This is a genomic window from Microbacterium sp. LS_15, from assembly GCF_041954735.1.
Taxonomy (GTDB): domain Bacteria; phylum Actinomycetota; class Actinomycetes; order Actinomycetales; family Microbacteriaceae; genus Microbacterium.
Genome location: NZ_JAVAYD010000001.1, coordinates 19,392 through 38,524 on the forward strand (window position 1 = coordinate 19,392; position 19,133 = coordinate 38,524).

Sequence of the window (19,133 nt, forward strand, 5' to 3'; positions counted from 1 at the left end):
GGGGCCGTCGTCTGTGTCGTCGAGCGGGAGTCAGTCGAGCACCCGGCAGTGCGTCGTGAGCTCGCCGATGCCGTCGATGCCGACCGTGACGGTCGAGCGGTCGCGCAGGAAGATCTGCGGGTCGCGCGAGTAGCCTGCTCCGCCGGGGCTGCCGGTCGAGATGAGGGTGCCAGGCAGCAGGGTCAGAGACTGCGAGAGGTGGGCGATGAGCTTCGCTACCGATCGCACCATCTGATCCGTGCTCGCGTCCTGCACCGTCGCGCCGTCCACGACGGCCCAGATGTGCAGGTCCTGCGGATCGGCGATCTCGTCCGCCGTCACGGCGAAGGGGCCGGTGGGCGTGAAGCCGTCGAACGACTTGCACCGCGACCACTGCGCCTCGGAGAACTGCACGTTGCGGGCGGTGATGTCGTTGACGACGGTGTAGCCCCAGACGTGCGAGAGGGCGTCGGCCTCGGAGACGTCCTTCGCCGGGGTGCCGATGAGCACGCCGAGCTCGGCCTCGTAATCGACGGCTTCGCTGAGGGCTCGCGGCCAGGACGTGGTCTGCTCGTGCCCGGTGAGAGAGTTGGGCCACAGAGTGAAGACGGTGGGGGCGGCGTCGGTCTTGAGCCCCAGCTCGCTCGAGTGGGCCGCATAGTTCAGGCCGACGGCGAGAACGGCAGGGGGAGCGATCACGGCCGAGGCGAACTCCCAGTCGCCGAGCGGATGCCGCGGCGCCGTGCCGTCCGCGAGCGCAGCGGACACCGCGTCGAGGACGGATGCTCCGCCCTCGATCAGCTGCTGCAGGGTCGCCGGCGCATCGGGCAGGAGGTCAGAGACGAGGATGGCGTCCGAGCCGTCCACCACCGCGAGATTCGCGGCAGGGGAGTCGGCGCGACGCAGATGAGCGAACCGCATGCCTCTACGGTATCCGGTGGCGCGGCTCGGATGCTGGAGGAAGTCCCCAGACCGGGCCCGGAATGATTGTTACCAATATGCTGTGGGCATGAGTTCCGGAGGACCGTCCCAGCCATCGCCGTACACGCCGCCGCCCGGCCCGCAGCAGCAGCCTCCGGCTCCGCACGGGTATCCGCAGCAGCAGCCTCCGGCTCCGCAGGGGTACCCGCAGCAGTACGGCGCCCAGCAGTACGCGCAGTCGAACTATGCCCCGCCCGCGTTCGGGCAGCGTCCTGCCTACGCCTCTGTGCTGGCCCAGCCGACGCCCTACTCGCCGCCTGCTCCGGTCGCGCCGTCGCCCGCGCAGGGTCTGCCCGCGCTCCCTGCGCGTCGCCGAGCCGGCGGTGTGGCCCTCGGCATCCTCTTCGGGTTCCTCGGTCTGCTGCTCCTGGGCCTCATCGCATACTTCGGGCTGTTCCTCGGTCCGCTCGCCTCGGTCATCGGACTCGTTCTCGCGCTGGTGCCGCTCGCGGTGGTGTTCTTCGTCGTGCGCATGATCGATCGATGGGAGCCGGAGCCCAAGACGCTCGTCTTCTTCGCCGTCGCCTGGGGAGCTGTCGCGGCCGTCGGCCTCACCCTCCTCGTCGATCTCGGACTCTCCGTCGTGCTCGGTCCACGGGGCGAGGTCGCGAGCGCCGTCATCCAGGCGCCGATCGTCGAGGAGCTGTGGAAGGGCGTCGGCGTCCTCGTCATCTTCCTCATCGCCCGGCGCTCGTTCGACGGTCCTGTCGACGGCGTGGTCTACGGCGCCCTCGTCGGCGCGGGCTTCGCCTTCACCGAGAACATCCAGTACTTCGCGATCAGCCTGATCGAGGGAGGAAGCGGTCAGCTGACCGTGACCTTCATCATGCGTGCGATCATGTCTCCCTTCGCCCACGCGATGTTCACCTCTCTCACCGGCCTGGCGATCGGACTCGCGGCACGGCGGCACGCCTCCGCGGGCGCGGCGGTGGGCTTCGGGCTGCTCGGCATGCTCGGGGCGATGTTCCTCCACGGGCTCTGGAACGGCTCGTCGTTCGCGAACTTCTTCCTGCTCTACTTCGTGCTGCAGGTGCCGCTCTTCGTGGGCTTCATCTTCGGGATCATCGCGCTGCGGCGTGAGGAGGCCCGATTGACGAAGGCGCGGCTCGGCGACTACGCCGCCGCCGGGTGGTTCACCCCGGAGGAGGTCACGATGCTCGCGACCCCCGCCGGCCGCAAGACCGGCCTGCAGTGGGCTGCGCAGCTGCGCGGCGACCGTCGTCCGCTCATGCGCGAGTTCATCAAGGACGCCACGACGCTGGCTGCCGTCCGTCAACGCGCGATCACGGGACGCGATCCGATGGCGACCGTCGACGAGCAGGCGCTGCTCGTGCGCACGCGGGCGGCGCGAGCGGCGCTGCTGGCCTACTGACCCGTCCCCGGACAGACTCAACGCCCGGTGCTGCGGCGATGCCTGCATGTCTCCCGGGCGTTGAGTTGGTCTACAAACAGGGTGCACCCGGCATCCGTGGGTGTCAAGAGCTTCCGCCGAGTCGATTCGTGACGTGTTCGCTGTGAGCAGGTGCGTGCTCGTTGACCCCCGCGCGACGGCTCGGGTTGGATGGAAGCATGACTGACCGCACAAAGCCTGAGTTCGACGCCCCCACCGGACCCGCTCCCTCCGAGCTCGTGATCCGCGACCTCATCGAAGGCGACGGAGCCGAGGCCAAGCCCGGCGACACCGTGACCGTCCACTACGCCGGGGTGGAGTTCGAGTCCGGCGAGGAGTTCGACTCCTCCTGGGGCCGTGGGGAGACCATCCAGTTCCCGCTGCGCGGCCTCATCCAGGGCTGGCAGGACGGGATCCCCGGCATGAAGGTCGGTGGACGACGTGAGCTCGTCATCCCGCCGCACCTCGCCTACGGCCCCGCGGGCGGCGGGCACTTCCTGTCCGGCAAGACCCTGATCTTCATCATCGATCTCGTCGCCGTCGGCTGATCCGACCCCGCGAGTACGGAAGGCGTCGTCCCCACCCGGGGCCGACGCCTTGCGTCGTTCCGGAGAATCTTCGTCATTCGGGGAATACATGCAACTGCATGTAAGTTGTGACACGTGATGCCGCGCGAGCGGTCCACGATCACGGTCGCAGATGCGGCTGACATCTTCAGAGGAGCACCACATGACCATCGACATCCCCGGCTACCGTCCCGGCACCTACGTCCTCGACCCCGCGCACAGCGAGGTCACGTTCAGCGTCCGCCACATGATGATCTCGAAGGTGCGCGGCACCTTCGGTGTGAAGAGCGCCACGCTCGTCGCACCCGAGAACCCGCTCGAGACCACCGTGCAGGCGAGTGTCGACGTCACGTCCGTCGACACCAAGGACGAGGGTCGTGACCAGCACCTCCGCTCGGCCGACTTCTTCGACACCGAGAACTTCCCGACCATGGACTTCGTCTCGACCGGCGCCCGCGCCGAGAACGGCGAGCTGTACGTCGACGGCGACCTCACGATCCGCGGCATCACCAAGCCCGTCACCTTCGAGGTCGACTTCGGCGGCTTCGGCTCCGACCCGTGGGGCAACTACAAGGCTGGCGCGTCGGCCAAGGCCGTCATCAACCGCGAGGACTTCGGCCTGACCTGGAACGCCGCTCTCGAGACCGGCGGCGTGCTCGTCGGCAAGGACGTCACGATCAACCTCGACCTGCAGGGTGCTCTGCAGCAGGACTGATCGCAGCTCCGCGAGAGCCCCGCGCCCCTCAGGGTGCGGGGCTCTCCGCGTCGTAAGCGTGGAATCGCCGGTTGCGTCCGGCGAGGATCGCGACGAGTGCGATGACGAGGAAGCCGCCGAGCAGGGGCGGGAACCAGAGGGTGGTGAGCGAGGCCAGCACCCCCGCGTAGAGGGCGCCGAGGCGCGGGCCGCCGGCGACCACGACGATGAAGACGCCCTGCAGGCGTCCGCGCATGGTGTCGGGGACGGCCGCCTGCATCATCGTGTTGCGGTAGATCGAGCTGACGTTGTCGGAGGCTCCCGAGAGAGCCAAAGCCACGCAGGCGGCCACGATCAGGACGATCGCGGGCGTGCTCTCGGTGGCGCTGCCCGTGAGCGCGCCGATCAGCAGCACGACTCCGAAGAGGAGGATCGCCGCCCCGTACACCTCGACGGCTCTCGTGATGCCGCGACCGTGCCACCGATACTGCACGACCCTGCCCGAGAACAGGCTCGACGCGAAGGTGCCGACCGCGACGGACGCGGTCAGGATACCGGTGGTCACCGCTCCGCCGCCGAGGATGACCGTGCCGAGAGCCGGGAACAGCGCCAGTGGCTGCCCGAACGTCATGGCGATGATGTCGACGATGTACTGCATGCGGATGTTGCTGGCGCGTCGCAGGAAGCGCCATCCGTCGACGAGCGAGGCGAGCCCGGGGCGCACGACCTCGCCCTCGGGTCGCAGTGCGGGAAGGGTCCACAGTCCGAGGAACATCGAGAGCATCAGCACGACGTCGATCGTGTACGTCCAGCCGTAGCTGGTGAGGGCCACGAGCAGTCCGGCGAGGGCGGGACCGGCCATGACCGTCAGACCGAAGGCCACGCCGTTGAGGGCCGATGCCGCGGCCAGCAGCTCACGGGGGATGAGGCGCGGCACGATCGCCGTGCGCGTCGCCATCCCGACCGAGTTCGCGGCCGAGTTGACGATGCTCAGCACGTACAGCCACCAAATGGTCTCCGCGCCGGTCCAGGTGAGGGCCGCCAGGAGGCCCGTGGAGACGAACGTCACGGTGGCCGCGATCAGCGCGACCCTGCGCCGATCGAAGGCGTCGGCGAGCATCCCGCCGTACAGGCCGGCGAGGACCATCGGCACGAGGCCGGCGACGGCGATCATCGACACCGCGAAGGTGCTTCCGGTCAGCTCGAACACATGCAGCATGACCGTGACGATCGTGAGCTGCCCGCCGATGCCCGCGAGCGAGGAGCCGATCCACATACGGGCGAACGCCGGGCTCGCCTTCAGCGGGCTGAGGTCGATCAGATGGCTGCGAGCCCCGCTCACGCCGCGTGCCTGTCATGCATCCTTCGAGCGTATCCGCTCTGCGTCGAGGCGGACGTGGGCATGGTCACCTCGCGGCTCCGCGCCTGGTAGACTCGTCAGGTTGCCGTTCGATCGGCCGCGGATAAAGAGAGCTCGCGCATCAGGCGTCGGGCGCCGCGCAACAAGCAGAGAGGGGATCGAATCTATGGCACTGGAAGCAGACGTCAAGAAGGCGATCATCGAAGAGTACGCGACGCACCCCGGTGACACCGGATCCCCCGAGGTGCAGGCCGCGATGCTGACGCAGCGCATCAAGGACCTCACCGAGCACCTGAAGGAGCACAAGCACGACCACCACTCGCGTCGTGGTCTGTTCCTGCTCGTGGGTCAGCGCCGTCGTCTGCTCGGCTACCTCCAGAGCGTCGACATCGAGCGGTACCGCTCGCTGATCGCACGCCTTGGTCTTCGCCGATAAGGCACCACGGACCCAGCGTTCAATCGCGCAGAACATTCTTGAGAAGGCCGCCCCAGGTGTGGGGCGGCCTTCGTCCTGTCCGGCACGGCCACGCGCGGAGCATTGACCTCGCGCTGACTTTCCTTTAGGAAAGTATGACGAGTCGGAACGGGGGAGCGACGTGGAACAGAAGCCGATGCGCGGTCTCGCGCCCCTCGACCCGCCCTCGCCCGACGTCGCTCGGCAGTATCTGCACGAGGCGGATGCCGTGCGTGCTCGGCGTGATCGTCAGGGCGGATCGCAGGTGCAGGGGTGGGCGATCATCGTCACGGCGATCGTCACGGGGGTGTTCCTCACGGCACACCTCGTCGTGGTGGATTCCGGGAGGCCCGCCGTCGTGCCGGTCTTCGTCTTCGTCATCATGATCTCGGCGCAGATCGTCTCGGGAGCGACGGAGCGCGACGGCGTGCGGGTGCGCGTGCCTCGCAATCGCGCAGCCTTCGTCGCCATCGTTGTGCTGAGCGTGCTCGGCATCCTCGCATCGTTCGCTGTGCAGATCGTGGCGCCGGAGGCACCTCTCGCGGTGATCGCAGCGCCGCTCTGGACGTCCTGTCTGATCTTCGCAGGCCTCGGAGTCGCTCATCTCCGAGCCGCGACCGGCGACGCGCGCATCGTGCCGCAGCCGCCGTTCGAGGGGCCCGCCCGTGTCACGACGCTGGTGGTCGGGTCGCTGCTCGCGGCCGCGATCGCCGTGGTCTCCCTCGACGACCTGCTGTTGAGCAGTGTGCTGGCGATCGTCATCGGTTCGGCGTTCGTGGTGGGTGTGATCGGCGTCCGCACGGATTGGGGCCTCGCCTACCTGGGGCAGGTGTGGCGATGGCCGCAGTACGCCGTCGGTGCTCTCGGTGCGACTGCCCTGTTGGCCGTCACCCTGAACGCATCAGCCGGATCGCCGGTCGACCCGCTGCTCGGTGTCGCCGCCGCCGTCGTGGTCGCTCTGTCGACCGTCGTCGTGGCGATCGCGCCGACTCCGACGGAGCGCCGCGATGTCGAGTGAGGGCATCGCGGAGATCCATCCCAGGATGCGACTCGACGACAACTTCTCGACACCGATCCGGTTCTCGGTGCTGGCCTCCCTCGGAGAGGGAGTGGAACTCGATTTCGGAACGCTCGCACATGTGATCGAGGCGAGCGACTCCACGCTGAGCAAGGCGATCGCCCACCTCGTGGATGCCGGATACGTGCAGACGCGAAAGGGGCAGGTCGGCAGCCGACCCCGCACCTGGATCCGGTCGACGGCGCTCGGTGAGGCGGCCTTCACCGGCCATCTCCGGGCCCTCAGGGAGATCGTCGAGCTCGGCGGGCGTCGCGCCGACGGGACGCGGCCGGTCGCGACCGATTGACCGCCGGCCTCAGGCCTGCGCCTGCACGAGGTCGGGGTGGTGGATCGCCGCCACGTCGGGGTGTGCGCGCAGACGCGACTTCATCGCGTTCTCGCCGTAGGTCGCGTGGATCGGATTGCTCGGGTCCTCGGTGATGCCGGTCGCCTCGGCGGCGAGGTCGGCCGGCAGTTCGAGGAGCGGCAGCTGCTGGTCCAGGGCCGGGTTGAAGAAGAACGGGATCGAGATGCGCTCCTCGGGAGCCCTCGGCGAGATCACGCGGTGGTTGGTGGCCTTGAGGTACCCGCCGGTCGCGTACTCCAGCAGCTCTCCGATGTTCACGACGAACGCTCCGGGCACCGGGGGAGCGGACACCCACTCTCCGTCGCGCTCGACCTGGAGCCCGCCCTTGCCCGGTTCGACCCAGAGCAGCGTGAGCACGCCGGAGTCCTTGTGCGCGCCGACGCCCTGCTGGGGCTCCGGCTCGTTCGTGCCCGGGTACCGGACGATCTTGATGAGGGTGGACGGATCGCGGAACGACTCGTCGAAGTACGTCTCCTCGGCGCCGAGGGTGAGTGCCCACGCGCGCAGCAGCTTGCGGGCGATCTCCGTCAGGGTGTCGTGCCACTTCGTGACGACCTCCTTCAGCTCCGGCTGCGCTGCCGGCCAGAGGTTCGGACCCGTGAGGCGGTTGAACGCAGGGCCGCCCTCGACGGGTTCGCGCTCGGGACCGATGTCGATCTGCTCGCGCCAGTCGACCTTGCCCTGCGTGCGCTCACCGCCGATGCGGGTGTAGCCGCGGAAGTGCGGGCTCTTGACGTTCTCGATCGCGAGCTTGTCCTCCTCGGGGAGCGCGAAGAAATCGAGGGCGGCCTGGTGCAGGCGCCCTTCGAGCTCGGGGGAGATGCCCGTTCCCGTGAGGTAGAAGAACCCGACGTCGTGGGTGGCGGCGCGCAGCTCGTCGCGGAATCGTGCCGCGGCCTCGGGGCCGGCGTCGAGCTGGGAGAGATCGAGGATGGGGAGCGAGAGATCAGCCATTCCCCGAGCGTAAGTCGCTGTGGCGGGGCGTGGACGAGTGTTGCGTCGCGTTACCCGGCGCCCGCCGACGAGCGCCTCGTCGAAACAATCGCCAACGTGGTGCTAAGGTCTCCTTCGGGGTAAGGGATGCCTTACCTTTGTCTCGTCAGAGAGTTCCCGTACCGTGCTCGCCACCTTCCTCATCGGCCTCCGCGAAGGCCTCGAGGCCGCGCTCGTCGTCGGCATCCTCGTCGCCTACCTCCGCAGGCTCGGTCGCACGGACGCCCTGCCCCGGATGTGGGCGGGCATCGGCCTCGCGATCGCTCTGGCTCTGGGGATCGGCGCCATCCTCACCTTCGGCGCGTACTCGCTGACGTTCGAGGCCCAGGAGCTCATCGGCGGTCTCATGTCGCTGCTCGCCGTCGGAATGGTCACCTGGATGATCTTCTGGATGCAGAAGGCCGGGCGCACGATGAAGGCCACCCTCGAAGGCGGTCTCGACCGGGCGCTCACCCAGGGCGGTGTCTGGGCTCTCGTCGCGATCGGCTTCGTCTCCGTCGCCCGGGAGGGTATCGAGACGACGCTGCTGCTCTGGTCGATGGTGCAGTCCTTCGGCGATGCTCCCACCGCTCTGCTCGGTGCCGTGCTCGGGCTCGCAGCCGCCGTGGTGATCGGCTGGCTGCTGGCGCGCGGTGCCGTGCGTCTCGACCTGCGCCGGTTCTTCACCTGGACGAGCGGCTTCCTCGTGATCGTCGCCGCGGGCGTGCTGGCCTACGCGGTCATGGACCTGCAGGAGGCCGGAGCGCTACCGGGTCCCTTCACGGCACTGGCGCCCGTCGACACGGTCACGGGCGCCGTCGCGACCGGCTGGGCGGCGTTCCCGTTCGGATGGGCCTTCGACGCGAGCGCAGCCATCGCGCCCGGCGGAACACTCGCCACGATCCTCCAGGCGACGGTCGGGTTCATGCCGCGCATGACCTGGCTCCAGGTCGCGGCGTGGGTCGTCTACCTCGTCGTCGTCGGTTTCCTCTTCGTCCGCGGGCTGCGCTCCCGCCGGTCCTCCACCCCTCGTTCGACACCGTCGTCCGCCGCCGCGGACGCACCGGTCGAGTCCCCCACCGATCAAGGAGCAGTATGACCACCTCCCGCCGAGTCCTGGCGTCCGTCGCGGCCGCCGGTGCGGCCGTCCTCGTGCTGAGCGGATGCGTCGCGAAGAGCGACGCCGCCGCCGGAGCCGCGTTCGACGTCGCATCGACCGACTCCGAATGCGCCGTGTCCGGCTCGACAGCGAAGAGCGGCACACTCACGTTCGACGTCAAGAACGACAGCGGGCAGACGTCGGAGTTCTACCTGCTCGCCGAGGACGGCCTGCGCATCGTCGGCGAGGTCGAGAACATCGCACCCGCCGCGTCCCGCACCCTGACCGTGGTCGCCCAGCCGGGGAAGTACTACACGCTCTGCAAGCCGGGCATGATCGGCGACGGCGTCGGGAAGGCCGAGTTCACGGTCACGGGAGACCGCGTCGCAGTCGCCGGTGAGGACTCCGAGCAGAAGCAGCAGGCGGTCGACCTGTACGCCGCGTTCGTGAAGGACCAGGTCGGCCAGCTCGTGCCCGCGGTCGAGGAGCTCGTCGCCGCCTACGAGTCGGGCGACGACGAGACGGCCCGCACCGAATTCCCGCAGACGCGCGCCTTCTACGAGCGCATCGAGCCGGTCGCCGAGGCGCTCGGCACGCTCGACCCCCGCATCGACTACCGAGAGGTGGATGCCGTCGCCGAGGGGCTCGACTGGACGGGCTTCCACCGCATCGAGAAGGACCTCTGGGTTCCGGCGCAGGACGCGCTGAACGCCGACGGCGAGACGCCGGCCTGGCAGGACTGGGCGCCGTCGACCCCGGACGAGCGCGCCGGTTACGGTGACCAGCTGCTCGCCGACGTGCAGGAGCTGTACGACTACGTCCACTCCGACGACTTCACGACCGCTCTCGAGGACCAGGGCATCGGCGGCATCTCGAACGGGGCGATCGCGCTGCTCGACGAGGTGGCGACCGGCAAGATCTCCGGCGAGGAGGACTGGTGGTCGGGGACCGACCTCTACGACTTCGCCGCCAACGTCGAGGGGTCGAAGATGGCGTTCTCGCTCGTGCAGGACTTCGCCGCGGCGCAGGGTGACGACGGCGAAGCTCTCGTCGGCGAGATCGAAGACGGCTACGCCGCTCTCGAGGCCTCGCTCGCCGCGCACGGGTCGCTCGCCGACGGCTTCGTCGGATACTCGGAGCTCACCGACGACGACAAGCGCGAGTTCACCGACCTGATCAACGCTCTGGCCGAACCGCTCTCGCAGCTCACCGGCACGGTCCTCGACTGATCGACGGGTACGATCACGCACGTGGACGACAGCACTGACGAGGTCGCCGCAGACGCCGGGAACGCGTCTGCGGCGGCATCCGTCCCCGCGGGGCTGAGCCGCCGGGGGCTCCTCGGACTCGCACTCGGCGGCGGGGCCGCGTCGCTCGCGGTCGGACTCGGCGCCGGCCTCGCAGGCGGCGTGGCGCTCGGGCGCGCCAGGGCAGCGGAGGACGCCGAGCACGCCTACTCCTTCTTCGGCGCGCACCAGGCAGGTATCACCACGCCTGTGCAGGAGCATCTGCACTTCGCGGCGTTCGACATGATGCCGCGCACCGATCGCGACGACCTCGTGACGCTCCTGCAGGACTGGAGCTATGCGGCCTCCCGCCTGACGCAGGGCCTCGAGGTGAGCGCGACGGGAGCGGTCGGCGGCGACGCCGAGGTGCCGCCCGACGACACGGGGGAGGCGCTCGGGCTCCCTGCTGCCGGCCTCACGATCACGATCGGCTTCGGCCCCAGCCTGTTCGAGAACGAGGACGGCGACCGGTACGGCATCGCCGCGCGGCGGCCGGCCTCGCTGGAACGGCTTCCCGCGTTCCTGGGTGACGACCTCGTCCCGCAGCTGTCGAACGGCGATCTCTGCATCCAGGCGTGCGCCGACGACCCGCAGGTCGCGGTGCACGCGATCCGGAACCTCAGCCGCATCGCGTTCGGCCGGGCGAAGCTGCGGTGGTCGCAATTGGGTTTCGGCAAGACGTCGCGTACGACGGCCGACCAGGCGACGCCGCGTAATCTCTTCGGCTTCAAGGACGGCACCGCGAACATCCTCGCCGACGATGATGCGGCTCTGCAGAAGAGCGTCTGGGTCGCGGCGTCCGACGACCCGGCATGGATGTCGGGCGGGTCCTACCTCGTGGCCAGGAAGATCGCGATGCTCATCGAGACCTGGGATCGGGTGCGTCTCTCGGAGCAGGACACGATCATCGGTCGCGACAAGGGGCGCGGCGCGCCCCTGTCCGGCGGGGACGAGTTCACCGCCCCGGACTTCTCCTCAGCGCGCATCGACGCGAACTCGCACGTGCGGCTCGCGCATCCGCAGCAGAACGACGGGATCCGCATCCTCCGCCGCGGCTTCAACTACGTCGACGGCAACAACGATCTCGGCCGCCTCGACGCCGGCCTGTTCTTCCTGTCGTATCAGCGCGACCCCGCGCAGTTCATCGCTCTGCAGCGCTCACTGTCGACAGACCGCATGAACGAGTACATCCGACACGTCGGTTCCGGGATCTGGGCGATCCCGGCGGGTGCGGAGCAGGGATCCTACGTCGGAGCGCCCCTGTTCGCCTGAGGAGCCCCGGACCGATTCAGCGGCGAGGCCGTCGACCGGCGTCCGGAATCAGCCCTCGACGAGGCGCACGGCGGCCGCGGCGAAGGCGTCGGCGCCGGCGCCGAAGTGGTCGTCGGCCGATACCGTGACGACCGCGTCGCCGAGGAGGATCACGAGCTGGCCGTAGGCGCCGTGCAGCCGCCACGCAGCGCCAGGGCCATCCCACGCTCCGAGGCCGTAGCGCTCGTACCCCTCGTTCGTGCCGGCCGGCACCCAGTCCCCGTGCATGGCGTCGACGACGGATGCCGGCACGATGCGCTCCCCGTTCCAGACGCCCCGATCGAGGAGCAGGCGGCCGATGCGCGACATCTCCTCGGTGCGGAGCGCGAGGCCCTCGCCGGCGAGCACGTGCCCGCGAGGGCACCGCCGCCAGTCGACGTCGTCGAGCCCGAGCGGTGCGAGGAGTCGAGGCCGCACGTAGTCCTCGATGTCGCCGACGACGCGCTCGAGCAGGCGCATCGCCGTGTACGTGCTGGCATTGGAGTACTGGAACACCCGGCCGCGCGAGTCGCGGCTCAGGAACTCGGCGGCGAGGTCGGGCCAATCCGTCATCAGGGTCGGGGACCAGGGGAGATCGATGCCGCTCGACATCGAGAGCAGTCGGCGCAGGGTGAGGTGGGCGACGTCGCGTCCGAGCGTCCTGTCGCCGGTCAATCGGGAGATCGGCTCGTCGAGGGACAGCAGGCCCTCGGCATCCGCCATGCCCGCCGCGAGCACGCTGACGCCCTTGGCGACCGAGTGGATCTCCTCGCGCTCGTCGGGGGTCCAGCGGTGCTCGGCCGTGCTCCCGCCGACGCGCACGTGAAGGCCGTGGGCTCCGAATCCAGTCGCCTCGACCTCGCCGACGAGGAGGTCCCTCAGCGACGCCGCGCGGCTCACCGGGGAGCGCCCGAGACCGGACGCGGGCGTCGCGAACCCGTCGGATCGTTGCGATGCCCCTGCCGCCCTGCCAGCTCCGGATCGGTGAACAGCCACTTCGGTCGCGGCTCGACGAGCGGTCGGAACACCCAGCGCACGGGTTTCGTGGCGAGCACGAGGGCGAGCAGCACCGACAGGAGCGTGACGAGGGGGAGCCACAGCCACGTCGGGTCGAGATCGCGGAGCACTCCGGTCTCGCGGAACGGGTAGAGGGCGAACGAGTGGAGCAGGTAGACGTACATCGTGTACTGGCCGAAACGCGTCCACCAGTAGGTGCCGCGGGGGACCAGGACGAAGAAGGCGGCGCTGAGCACGAGAGCCAGGATCATCAGCGCGAGGCGGACGCCGCCGGCCCACCACTGCTCGCCGCCGAGATCGGCATAGGCGTCTTCGTAGAACAGCCACTGACGCAGGTCGATTCTCTCCCAGAGGTCGACCCAGTGCCAGGCCGCGAAGCCGGCGGCCGCCAGCACGGCCACGGCGCCGACCCTGAGCCACCACGGACGGGCGTCGAGGAGGCGCAGTCGGGCGACGACGTCGCGCTCGCGCAGCCACCAGCCCAGCGTGAAGAAGGGCAGCAGGCCGAGCGTCCGCGACAGGGAGAACGTGCTGTCGACGTTGGGCAGGTAGCCGACGCCCACGGAGATGACGACGGTCCACAGCAGGGGCCAGCGCAGCAGGGCGAGGTAGGGGAGCACGAGCCGGAAGATGCCCAGGGCGAGGAGGAACCACAGGGTCCACGACGGCTTGGTGAAGTTCGGCTCGGCCTGGCCCTCGACCAGCCACTTCGTGAGGGTCCAGAGGAACTCGAAGATCACGTACGGCACGAGGATGTCGGTGATCACCCGAGCCATCTGGACCCTGGTGGGGGAGCCCGACTTCGAGAAGTAGCCCGAGATGATCGCGAACGCGGGCATATGGAAGGCGTACAGCGCCAGATAGGCGGCCAGCGCGATGTCGGAGTCGTACGTGAGCCGCTGCACGGCATGCCCGAGGACGACCAGCACGATGCAGGCATAGCGCGCGTTGTCCCAGAACGGGACGCGGCGGCGGGGCTTCGGTGCGGTCGAGGTGACGGGGTTCGGGCCGGCTCCGACACTGTTCATCCTCTGAGGCTACCGCCGGGAATAAAGTTGGTCCGATCGCGTTGTCTCAGATACATTCAAATGAATAGAACCGGATGCAGGGCACCCGATTCGGAGAAGACGGAGCAATCATGAGCGAGCAGACAGGCACGCAGATGCAGTTCGGCATCATGTCGGTCAGCGACATCACCCGCGACCCGACGACCGGCATCACGCCCAGCGAGCAGGAGCGGATCAAGGCGACCCTCGCGATCGCCAAGCACAGCGAAGAGGTCGGACTCGACGTCTTCGCGATCGGCGAGCACCACAACCCGCCGTTCTGGTCGTCCAGCCCGACGACCTTCCTCGCCGCCCTCGCGGCGCAGACCGAGCGACTGGTCGTGTCGACCTCGACGACCCTGATCACCACCAACGACCCGGTGCGCATCGCCGAGGAGTACGCGATGCTGCAGCACGTCTCCGACGGACGCATGGACCTCATGCTCGGTCGCGGCAACACCGGCCCGGTGTACCCCTGGTTCGGCAAGGACATCCGCCAGGGGCTGCCCCTCGCGATCGAGAACTACGCGCTGCTGCACAAGCTGTGGCGCGAGGACGTCGTGGACTGGGAGGGCAAGTTCCGCACGCCGCTGCAGGGCTTCACCTCGACGCCGCGCCCCCTCGACGGCATCGCCCCGTTCGTGTGGCACGGATCGATCCGCACGCCCGAGATCGCGGAGCAGGCCGCGTACTACGGCGACGGCTTCTTCGCGAACAACATCTTCTGGCCGAAGGAGCACTACCAGCGCCTCATCGAGCTCTACCGTCAGCGCTACGCCCACTACGGGCACGGCACTCCCGAGCAGGCGATCGTCGGACTCGGCGGGCAGGTGTTCATGGCCGCGAAGTCGCAGGATGCGGTGTCGCAGTTCCGCCCCTACTTCGACAACGCCCCGGTGTACGGACACGGCCCGAGCATGGAGGACTTCACCGAGATGACCCCGCTGACGGTGGGCTCGCCGCAGCAGGTGATCGACCGCTACGCCGGCATGCGCGAGCACTTCGGCGACTACCAGCGCCAACTGTTCCTCATCGACCACGCCGGTCTCCCGCTCAAGACGGTGCTCGAGCAGCTCGACATCCTCGGCTCCGAGGTCGTGCCGGTGCTGCGCAAGGAGCTGGCGAAGGACCGCCCGGAGACGGTTCCGGACGCCCCGACCCACGCCGCACGCGTGAAGGCCGTGTACGGCGACGGTCCGACCCGGCAGGCGCGACCCGGCGCGAACCGCGGCGACAACCTGACCGGCGACTCGCCCTACGAGGACACGCCGGCGCCCGCCGGCTCCGCGTTCGGCCTGACCCGAAAGGGGGCGTGAGATGACCACTCGCCGGATCGCCGTCGTGTCGGCTGGCCTGTCGAACCCGTCATCGACCCGCATGCTCGCCGACCGTCTGGCCGCCGAGACGGTCAAGGCGCTCGCCGCCCGCGACATCGCCGCCACGGTCGACGTGATCGAGTTGCGCGACTACGCGCACGACATCACGAACAACCTGCTGACGGGCTTCGCGCCGCCCGCGCTCGAGACCGCGATCAACACCGTCGTCTCGGCCGACGCGCTCATCGCGGTCACACCGATCTTCTCGACGAGCTACTCGGGACTGTTCAAGTCGTTCATCGACGTGCTCGACCCCGATTCGCTCACCGGCACGCCGGTGCTGATCGGAGCCAACGCGGGGACGGCACGGCACTCGCTCGCGATCGACTATGCGATCCGGCCGCTCTTCGCCTACCTGCACGCGGATGCGGTGTCGACGGGCGTCTTCGCGGCGTCGAGCGATTGGGGAGGCGCCGGCGACGACGTCGCCCCGCTCGCGAGGCGCGTGGAGAAGGGGGCGAAGGAGCTCGCGGATGCGGTCGCACAGCGCGACGCGGCCACGGTCGCCGACCCGTTCGACCCGGCGACCTACCTCGGCGAGGGACGTTCGTTCGGGCACATGCTCGGCGGCCTCGCGGGGGAGTGAACCGACGTCGAGTCGATCTGTGTCAGCGGCCCCGTCGCTGCCAGGAGTACTCGGTCTCGGGCCTGCCGCGCGCGCCGTACCGCGCCGCCTTGGCCACGGCTCCCTCCGCGGCCAGGTGTTCGAGGTAGCGGCGCACCGATACGCGCGACATGCCCAATCGATCGGCCGCCTCGCTGGCGGAGAGCGGTCCTGACGTGCGCACCTCGTGCGTGACGGCCTCCAGGGTCGCGGCCGAGAGCCCCTTGGGCAGGGCGATCGTTCCGGTCGCTCGGCCGAGCAGCGCGTCGATCTCGGCCTGGGTCGTCTCCCCGTCGGTCTCGGCCGCTCGAGTGCGATGCTCGCGATAGGCCGTGAGGCGTTCGCGGAAGACCGCGAACGGGAACGGCTTGACGAGGTACTGGTACACGCCGAGGGCGGCCATCTGCCGTACGGTCCCGGCATCGCGCACACCCGTGATCGCGATGACGTCGATGGCTGCGGCCCGGGCGCGCAGCGTGCGGAGCACGTCGATGCCCGATCCGTCCGGCATGGTCACATCGAGCAGCACGAGGTCGAAGCGCTCGGATCCCTCGGCCCCGAGGACGGCGGTGAGCGCTGCACGTGCCCCCGTGCATTCCGCGCCCACGACGAAGCCGTCGAGGCGCTCGAGATAGGTGCGGTGCAGCTCGAGCGTCAGGGCGTCGTCGTCGACGATCAGGGTGCGGATCACCGGGCCCTCCGTCTCTTCGGCGGCAGGGTGACGCGGAACGTGGTCGGGTCGGGTCGCAGCTCGACGGTGCCGCCGGCGTCGACGACCACGGCTCGCACCAGCGCGAGACCGACGCCGCGTCCCTCGGCGCCGGCCGGCTTGGTCGAGAACCCCTGGTCGAAGACACGGTCGCGGAGGTCGTCGGGGATCCCGGGGCCGCTGTCCGACACCTCCAGCACGATCCCGCCGTCCTCGGAGGGCCGCAGCACCACCTCGACCCAGCGCTCGGCGGCGTCGGCCACGGCATCCATCGCGTTGTCGACGAGGTTGCCGAGCACGGCGACGCTGTCGACGGCCGAGAGCGGCGACGCCGGAGTGTCCGGTTCGATGCGGATCCGCCAGTCGATTCCCCGTTCCTTTGCCTGCGACGCCTTCCCCAGCAGCAGGGCGCCGACGGCGGGGTCGCCGGCGCGGCGTGCGGTGACCTGGTCGACGAGCGACTGGCTCTGGCGGGAGGTCTCTGTGAGGATCTCGATCGCTTCCTCGCTGCGCCCGAGTTCGAGCAGCGCGACCGCGGTGTGCATGCGGTTCCCGTGCTCGTGGGTCTGGGCGCGGAGCGCGTCTCCGAGCGTCCGCAGCGACTCGTACGACGAGACCGCGTCACGCAGCTGCCCCGGGGGCAGGTCGCCGGCGATGCGTCGTGTCGTCCTCCGAGCGATCCAGGCGCCCAGCGCCCCCAGCGCGACGAGTCCGATCGTGATGACGAGGGAGAGCGGGAGCCGCCGAAGGAGGGTGTCGGAGATCGACTCGATCGTCACGCCGGCCGATACCCAGCCGATGAGCTCGTGGTCGGCGGTGAGGACGGGCACGATCGTGCGGACCGACGGACCGAGCGTGCCCGTGAACACCTCTGTCAGCTGCGAGGGGGCGGTGGGGATGGTGCCGAGGTAGCGTTCGCCGAGCTGGTCGACGTCGGGATGGGTCACCCGTACGCCGTCCGGGGTCATGATCGTCACGAAATCGAGGTCAGCCGCGGCGATCACGTCGAGGGCGTACGGCTCGAGAGCACGCGTCGCGGCATCCGCATCACCCGTCGCGAGTGCTTCGGCGACGACGGGAGACGTCGCGAGCGTCACCGCGGTCGCCGCCGTCACCCGCTCGGCCTCGGCATGCGTGGCGCGCTGCGCCTCGACCACGAGGAACACCGCGACGAGAGCCCCGATCACGACGGCCGCTGCGAGGACGACGAGGAACACCGCCGAGGCGGTGCTGCGGGTGCCGCGGGCGTGTCGCATCTGGTCCTTCCGATCGTCGGTGATCGCGATGACGGGATCTCGGTAGTGACCAATACGACCACAAATGTCCGTGGCACGGGAAGTCGGGGAGGGTGAACACACCGCGGGCGACGACGCCGGCGCAGACGGACGACGACGTTCATGATCAAGGAGGATGCCATGGCCATCACGACGGGGTTCACCCTTCCCGGATTCCATTGGCGGCGAGGCAAGCAGTCATGGGACAGGCACACGTGGCTGTACGTGTCGGTGATCATCGCCGTCGTGCTCGGAGCCGCGGTCGGACTCATCTGGCCTGAGGTCGGTCAGAGCCTGGAACCCATCGGCAAGGGCTTCGTGTCGCTCATCAAGATGATGATCGCGCCGATCATCTTCTGCACGATCGTGGTCGGCGTCGGATCCATCGCGAAGGCGGCGACCGTCGGCAAGATCGGCGGCCTCGCGCTGCTGTACTTCATGGTCATGTCGACCTTCGCCCTCGCGATCGGCCTGGTCGTCGGCAACATCATCCACCCGGGCGCCGGCCTCGACATGGCATCGGCGACCTACGACGCGACCGAGACCGAGGCGAAGACGACCACGGAGTTCGTGCTCGGCATCATCCCGACGACGTTCTTCTCGGCGTTCACCGGGGAGAGCGTGCTGCAGGTGCTCTTCATCGCGCTGCTCGTCGGCTTCGCGCTGCAGGGGCTGGGCGAGAAGGGCGCGCCCATCATGGATGCCGTCAAGAACCTGCAGAAGCTCGTCTTCCGCATCCTCGGCATGATCCTGTGGCTGGCGCCGCTCGGGGCGTTCGGCGCGATCGCCGCGGTCGTCGGCAAGACCGGCATCGCGGCCATCTGGAGCCTCGGTGTGCTGATGATCGCCTTCTACATCACGTGCATCGTCTTCATCGTCGTGGTGCTGGGTGTGCTGCTGTTCGCGGTCACGCGGGTCAACATCTTCAGCCTCATCAAGTACCTGGCCCGCGAGTACCTGCTGATCGTCGGCACCTCGTCGTCGGAGTCGGCGCTGCCTCGACTGATCGCGAAGATGGAGCACGTCGGCGTCTCGAAGCCGGTCGTGGGCATCACGGTTCCGACCGGATACTCGTTCAACCTCGACGGCACCGCGATCTACCTGACCATGGCCTCGCTTTTCATCGCCACGGGAATGGGACAGCCGATGTCGATCGGAGAGCAGATCGGCCTGCTCGTGTTCATGATCATCGCGAGCAAGGGGGCGGCCGGGGTCACCGGCGCAGGGCTCGCGACGCTCGCCGGCGGTCTCCAGGCCTACCGCCCCGACCTCGTCGACGGCGTCGGTGTCATCGTCGGCATCGACCGCTTCATGTCGGAGGGACGCGCGCTGACTAACTTCACCGGTAACGCGGTGGCGACGCTGCTCATCGGCACCTGGACCCGCCAGATCGACCGGGAGCGCGTGCGCCGGGTCCTCAGCGGCGAGGTGCCGTTCGACGAGTCGGTGCTCGACGGGGTCGACGACCACGGCATGGCCGACGAGCGCAAGGCCGTCGACGTGCAGGGGCTCAAGGACTCCGCACTCGACGAGATGTCGGCGAAGCAGGAGCGCGCACGCGCCAGGGCGGCGCAGAACTGACCGAGCGGACGAAGGGGATACGGGAGCCGAC

The 19,133-nt window shown here is 69.1% G+C and carries 19 protein-coding genes; 12 read left to right on the top strand and 7 right to left on the bottom strand.

Annotation, left to right across the window (positions count from 1 at the left end; translation table 11 throughout):
* Window positions 1-30 precede the first annotated feature (30 nt).
* Window positions 31-900, bottom strand: a complete 870-nt coding sequence (locus tag RAC69_RS00085) for a fumarylacetoacetate hydrolase family protein (RefSeq protein ID WP_341934780.1) — start codon at window positions 898-900, stop codon at window positions 31-33.
* Window positions 901-988: 88 nt separating this feature from the next.
* On the opposite strand from RAC69_RS00085, the gene RAC69_RS00090 reads away from it, so the two are divergent.
* From RAC69_RS00090 to RAC69_RS00100, 3 genes are all read left to right on the top strand, one after another.
* Complete coding sequence (locus RAC69_RS00090) at window positions 989-2,332, top strand: PrsW family intramembrane metalloprotease (protein ID WP_375084338.1); 1,344 nt, start codon at window positions 989-991, stop codon at window positions 2,330-2,332.
* Between the two features lie 197 nt (window positions 2,333-2,529).
* Window positions 2,530-2,898 carry an FKBP-type peptidyl-prolyl cis-trans isomerase gene (locus tag RAC69_RS00095; protein ID WP_096715817.1) on the top strand — a complete coding sequence of 123 codons (369 nt, stop codon included), beginning with the start codon at window positions 2,530-2,532 and terminating at the stop codon, window positions 2,896-2,898.
* Window positions 2,899-3,079: 181 nt separating this feature from the next.
* A complete protein-coding gene (locus tag RAC69_RS00100) occupies window positions 3,080-3,631 on the top strand; it encodes a YceI family protein (RefSeq protein WP_341934778.1) in 552 nt (183 codons plus the stop codon).
* Between the two features lie 28 nt (window positions 3,632-3,659).
* On the opposite strand, the gene RAC69_RS00105 is transcribed toward RAC69_RS00100, so the two are convergent.
* Complete coding sequence (locus RAC69_RS00105) at window positions 3,660-4,952, bottom strand: MFS transporter (protein WP_375084339.1); 1,293 nt, start codon at window positions 4,950-4,952, stop codon at window positions 3,660-3,662.
* 184 nt (window positions 4,953-5,136) lie between these two features.
* Here RAC69_RS00105 and rpsO point away from each other — a divergent pair, with 184 nt between their 5' ends.
* From rpsO to RAC69_RS00120, 3 genes are all read left to right on the top strand, one after another.
* Window positions 5,137-5,406: a 30S ribosomal protein S15 gene (gene rpsO, locus RAC69_RS00110; RefSeq protein ID WP_017203073.1), complete on the top strand. Its 270-nt coding sequence runs from the start codon at window positions 5,137-5,139 to the stop codon at window positions 5,404-5,406.
* Window positions 5,407-5,566: 160 nt separating this feature from the next.
* Window positions 5,567-6,442, top strand: a complete 876-nt coding sequence (locus RAC69_RS00115; RefSeq protein WP_375084340.1) for a hypothetical protein — start codon at window positions 5,567-5,569, stop codon at window positions 6,440-6,442.
* Window positions 6,432-6,788 (top strand): transcriptional regulator, encoded by a 357-nt coding sequence (locus tag RAC69_RS00120; protein WP_375084341.1) that lies wholly within the window; start codon window positions 6,432-6,434, stop codon window positions 6,786-6,788. The genes RAC69_RS00115 and RAC69_RS00120 overlap by 11 nt, the downstream gene beginning before the upstream one ends.
* A gap of 9 nt (window positions 6,789-6,797) precedes the next feature.
* On the opposite strand, the gene RAC69_RS00125 is transcribed toward RAC69_RS00120, so the two are convergent.
* The gene (locus tag RAC69_RS00125) at window positions 6,798-7,802 is read right to left on the bottom strand and encodes an isopenicillin N synthase family dioxygenase (RefSeq protein WP_375084342.1); all 1,005 of its coding nucleotides are present in this window, start codon (window positions 7,800-7,802) and stop codon (window positions 6,798-6,800) included.
* 163 nt (window positions 7,803-7,965) lie between these two features.
* On the opposite strand from RAC69_RS00125, the gene efeU reads away from it, so the two are divergent.
* The 3 genes from efeU to efeB are packed head-to-tail and all read left to right on the top strand — an operon-like array spanning window position 7,966 to window position 11,477.
* On the top strand, window positions 7,966-8,919 hold the full coding sequence (gene efeU / locus RAC69_RS00130; RefSeq protein WP_375084343.1) for an iron uptake transporter permease EfeU: 954 nt from the start codon (window positions 7,966-7,968) through the stop codon (window positions 8,917-8,919).
* The gene (gene efeO, locus RAC69_RS00135) at window positions 8,916-10,148 is read left to right on the top strand and encodes an iron uptake system protein EfeO (protein ID WP_375084344.1); all 1,233 of its coding nucleotides are present in this window, start codon (window positions 8,916-8,918) and stop codon (window positions 10,146-10,148) included. The genes efeU and efeO overlap by 4 nt, the downstream gene beginning before the upstream one ends.
* Window positions 10,149-10,169: 21 nt before the next feature.
* The gene (gene efeB, locus RAC69_RS00140; protein ID WP_375084345.1) at window positions 10,170-11,477 is read left to right on the top strand and encodes an iron uptake transporter deferrochelatase/peroxidase subunit; all 1,308 of its coding nucleotides are present in this window, start codon (window positions 10,170-10,172) and stop codon (window positions 11,475-11,477) included.
* A 48-nt stretch (window positions 11,478-11,525) separates the two neighbouring features.
* Here efeB and RAC69_RS00145 read toward each other — a convergent pair whose 3' ends face one another.
* Entirely contained in the window at window positions 11,526-12,395 is an 870-nt protein-coding gene (locus tag RAC69_RS00145; protein ID WP_375084346.1) for a serine hydrolase domain-containing protein, read from the bottom strand.
* Window positions 12,392-13,540 (bottom strand): acyltransferase family protein, encoded by a 1,149-nt coding sequence (locus RAC69_RS00150; RefSeq protein ID WP_375084347.1) that lies wholly within the window; start codon window positions 13,538-13,540, stop codon window positions 12,392-12,394. Before RAC69_RS00150 ends, RAC69_RS00145 begins: the two co-directional genes overlap by 4 nt.
* Window positions 13,541-13,650: 110 nt before the next feature.
* On the opposite strand from RAC69_RS00150, the gene RAC69_RS00155 reads away from it, so the two are divergent.
* Both RAC69_RS00155 and RAC69_RS00160 read left to right on the top strand, forming a co-directional pair.
* The gene (locus RAC69_RS00155) at window positions 13,651-14,874 is read left to right on the top strand and encodes an LLM class flavin-dependent oxidoreductase (RefSeq protein WP_375084348.1); all 1,224 of its coding nucleotides are present in this window, start codon (window positions 13,651-13,653) and stop codon (window positions 14,872-14,874) included.
* Between the two features lies 1 nt (window position 14,875).
* Window positions 14,876-15,520: an FMN reductase gene (locus tag RAC69_RS00160; RefSeq protein WP_375084349.1), complete on the top strand. Its 645-nt coding sequence runs from the start codon at window positions 14,876-14,878 to the stop codon at window positions 15,518-15,520.
* A gap of 22 nt (window positions 15,521-15,542) precedes the next feature.
* Here the strand turns inward: RAC69_RS00160 and RAC69_RS00165 are convergent, their stop codons facing one another.
* Together RAC69_RS00165 and RAC69_RS00170 are read right to left on the bottom strand one after the other, a co-directional pair.
* Window positions 15,543-16,229 carry a response regulator gene (locus RAC69_RS00165; protein ID WP_375084350.1) on the bottom strand — a complete coding sequence of 229 codons (687 nt, stop codon included), beginning with the start codon at window positions 16,227-16,229 and terminating at the stop codon, window positions 15,543-15,545.
* Window positions 16,226-17,503, bottom strand: a complete 1,278-nt coding sequence (locus RAC69_RS00170) for an ATP-binding protein (protein ID WP_375084351.1) — start codon at window positions 17,501-17,503, stop codon at window positions 16,226-16,228. Before RAC69_RS00170 ends, RAC69_RS00165 begins: the two co-directional genes overlap by 4 nt.
* Window positions 17,504-17,662: 159 nt before the next feature.
* Here RAC69_RS00170 and RAC69_RS00175 point away from each other — a divergent pair, with 159 nt between their 5' ends.
* Window positions 17,663-19,102, top strand: coding sequence for a cation:dicarboxylate symporter family transporter (locus tag RAC69_RS00175; protein WP_341934765.1), 1,440 nt, complete (start codon window positions 17,663-17,665; stop codon window positions 19,100-19,102).
* Window positions 19,103-19,133 lie beyond the last annotated feature (31 nt).

Excerpts from the sequence above, each read along its gene's own strand:
- RAC69_RS00085 (WP_341934780.1), bottom strand. The coding sequence starts at position 900 with ATGCGGTTCGCTCATCTGCGTCGCGCCGACTCCCCTGCCGCGAATCTC.
- RAC69_RS00090 (WP_375084338.1), top strand. The coding sequence starts at position 989 with ATGAGTTCCGGAGGACCGTCCCAGCCATCGCCGTACACGCCGCCGCCC.
- RAC69_RS00095 (WP_096715817.1), top strand. The coding sequence starts at position 2,530 with ATGACTGACCGCACAAAGCCTGAGTTCGACGCCCCCACCGGACCCGCT.
- RAC69_RS00100 (WP_341934778.1), top strand. The coding sequence starts at position 3,080 with ATGACCATCGACATCCCCGGCTACCGTCCCGGCACCTACGTCCTCGAC.
- rpsO (WP_017203073.1), top strand. The coding sequence starts at position 5,137 with ATGGCACTGGAAGCAGACGTCAAGAAGGCGATCATCGAAGAGTACGCG.
- RAC69_RS00120 (WP_375084341.1), top strand. The coding sequence starts at position 6,432 with ATGTCGAGTGAGGGCATCGCGGAGATCCATCCCAGGATGCGACTCGAC.
- RAC69_RS00125 (WP_375084342.1), bottom strand. The coding sequence starts at position 7,802 with ATGGCTGATCTCTCGCTCCCCATCCTCGATCTCTCCCAGCTCGACGCC.
- efeO (WP_375084344.1), top strand. The coding sequence starts at position 8,916 with ATGACCACCTCCCGCCGAGTCCTGGCGTCCGTCGCGGCCGCCGGTGCG.
- RAC69_RS00150 (WP_375084347.1), bottom strand. The coding sequence starts at position 13,540 with ATGAACAGTGTCGGAGCCGGCCCGAACCCCGTCACCTCGACCGCACCG.
- RAC69_RS00155 (WP_375084348.1), top strand. The coding sequence starts at position 13,651 with ATGAGCGAGCAGACAGGCACGCAGATGCAGTTCGGCATCATGTCGGTC.
- RAC69_RS00160 (WP_375084349.1), top strand. The coding sequence starts at position 14,876 with ATGACCACTCGCCGGATCGCCGTCGTGTCGGCTGGCCTGTCGAACCCG.
- RAC69_RS00170 (WP_375084351.1), bottom strand. The coding sequence starts at position 17,503 with ATGCGACACGCCCGCGGCACCCGCAGCACCGCCTCGGCGGTGTTCCTC.
- RAC69_RS00175 (WP_341934765.1), top strand. The coding sequence starts at position 17,663 with ATGGCCATCACGACGGGGTTCACCCTTCCCGGATTCCATTGGCGGCGA.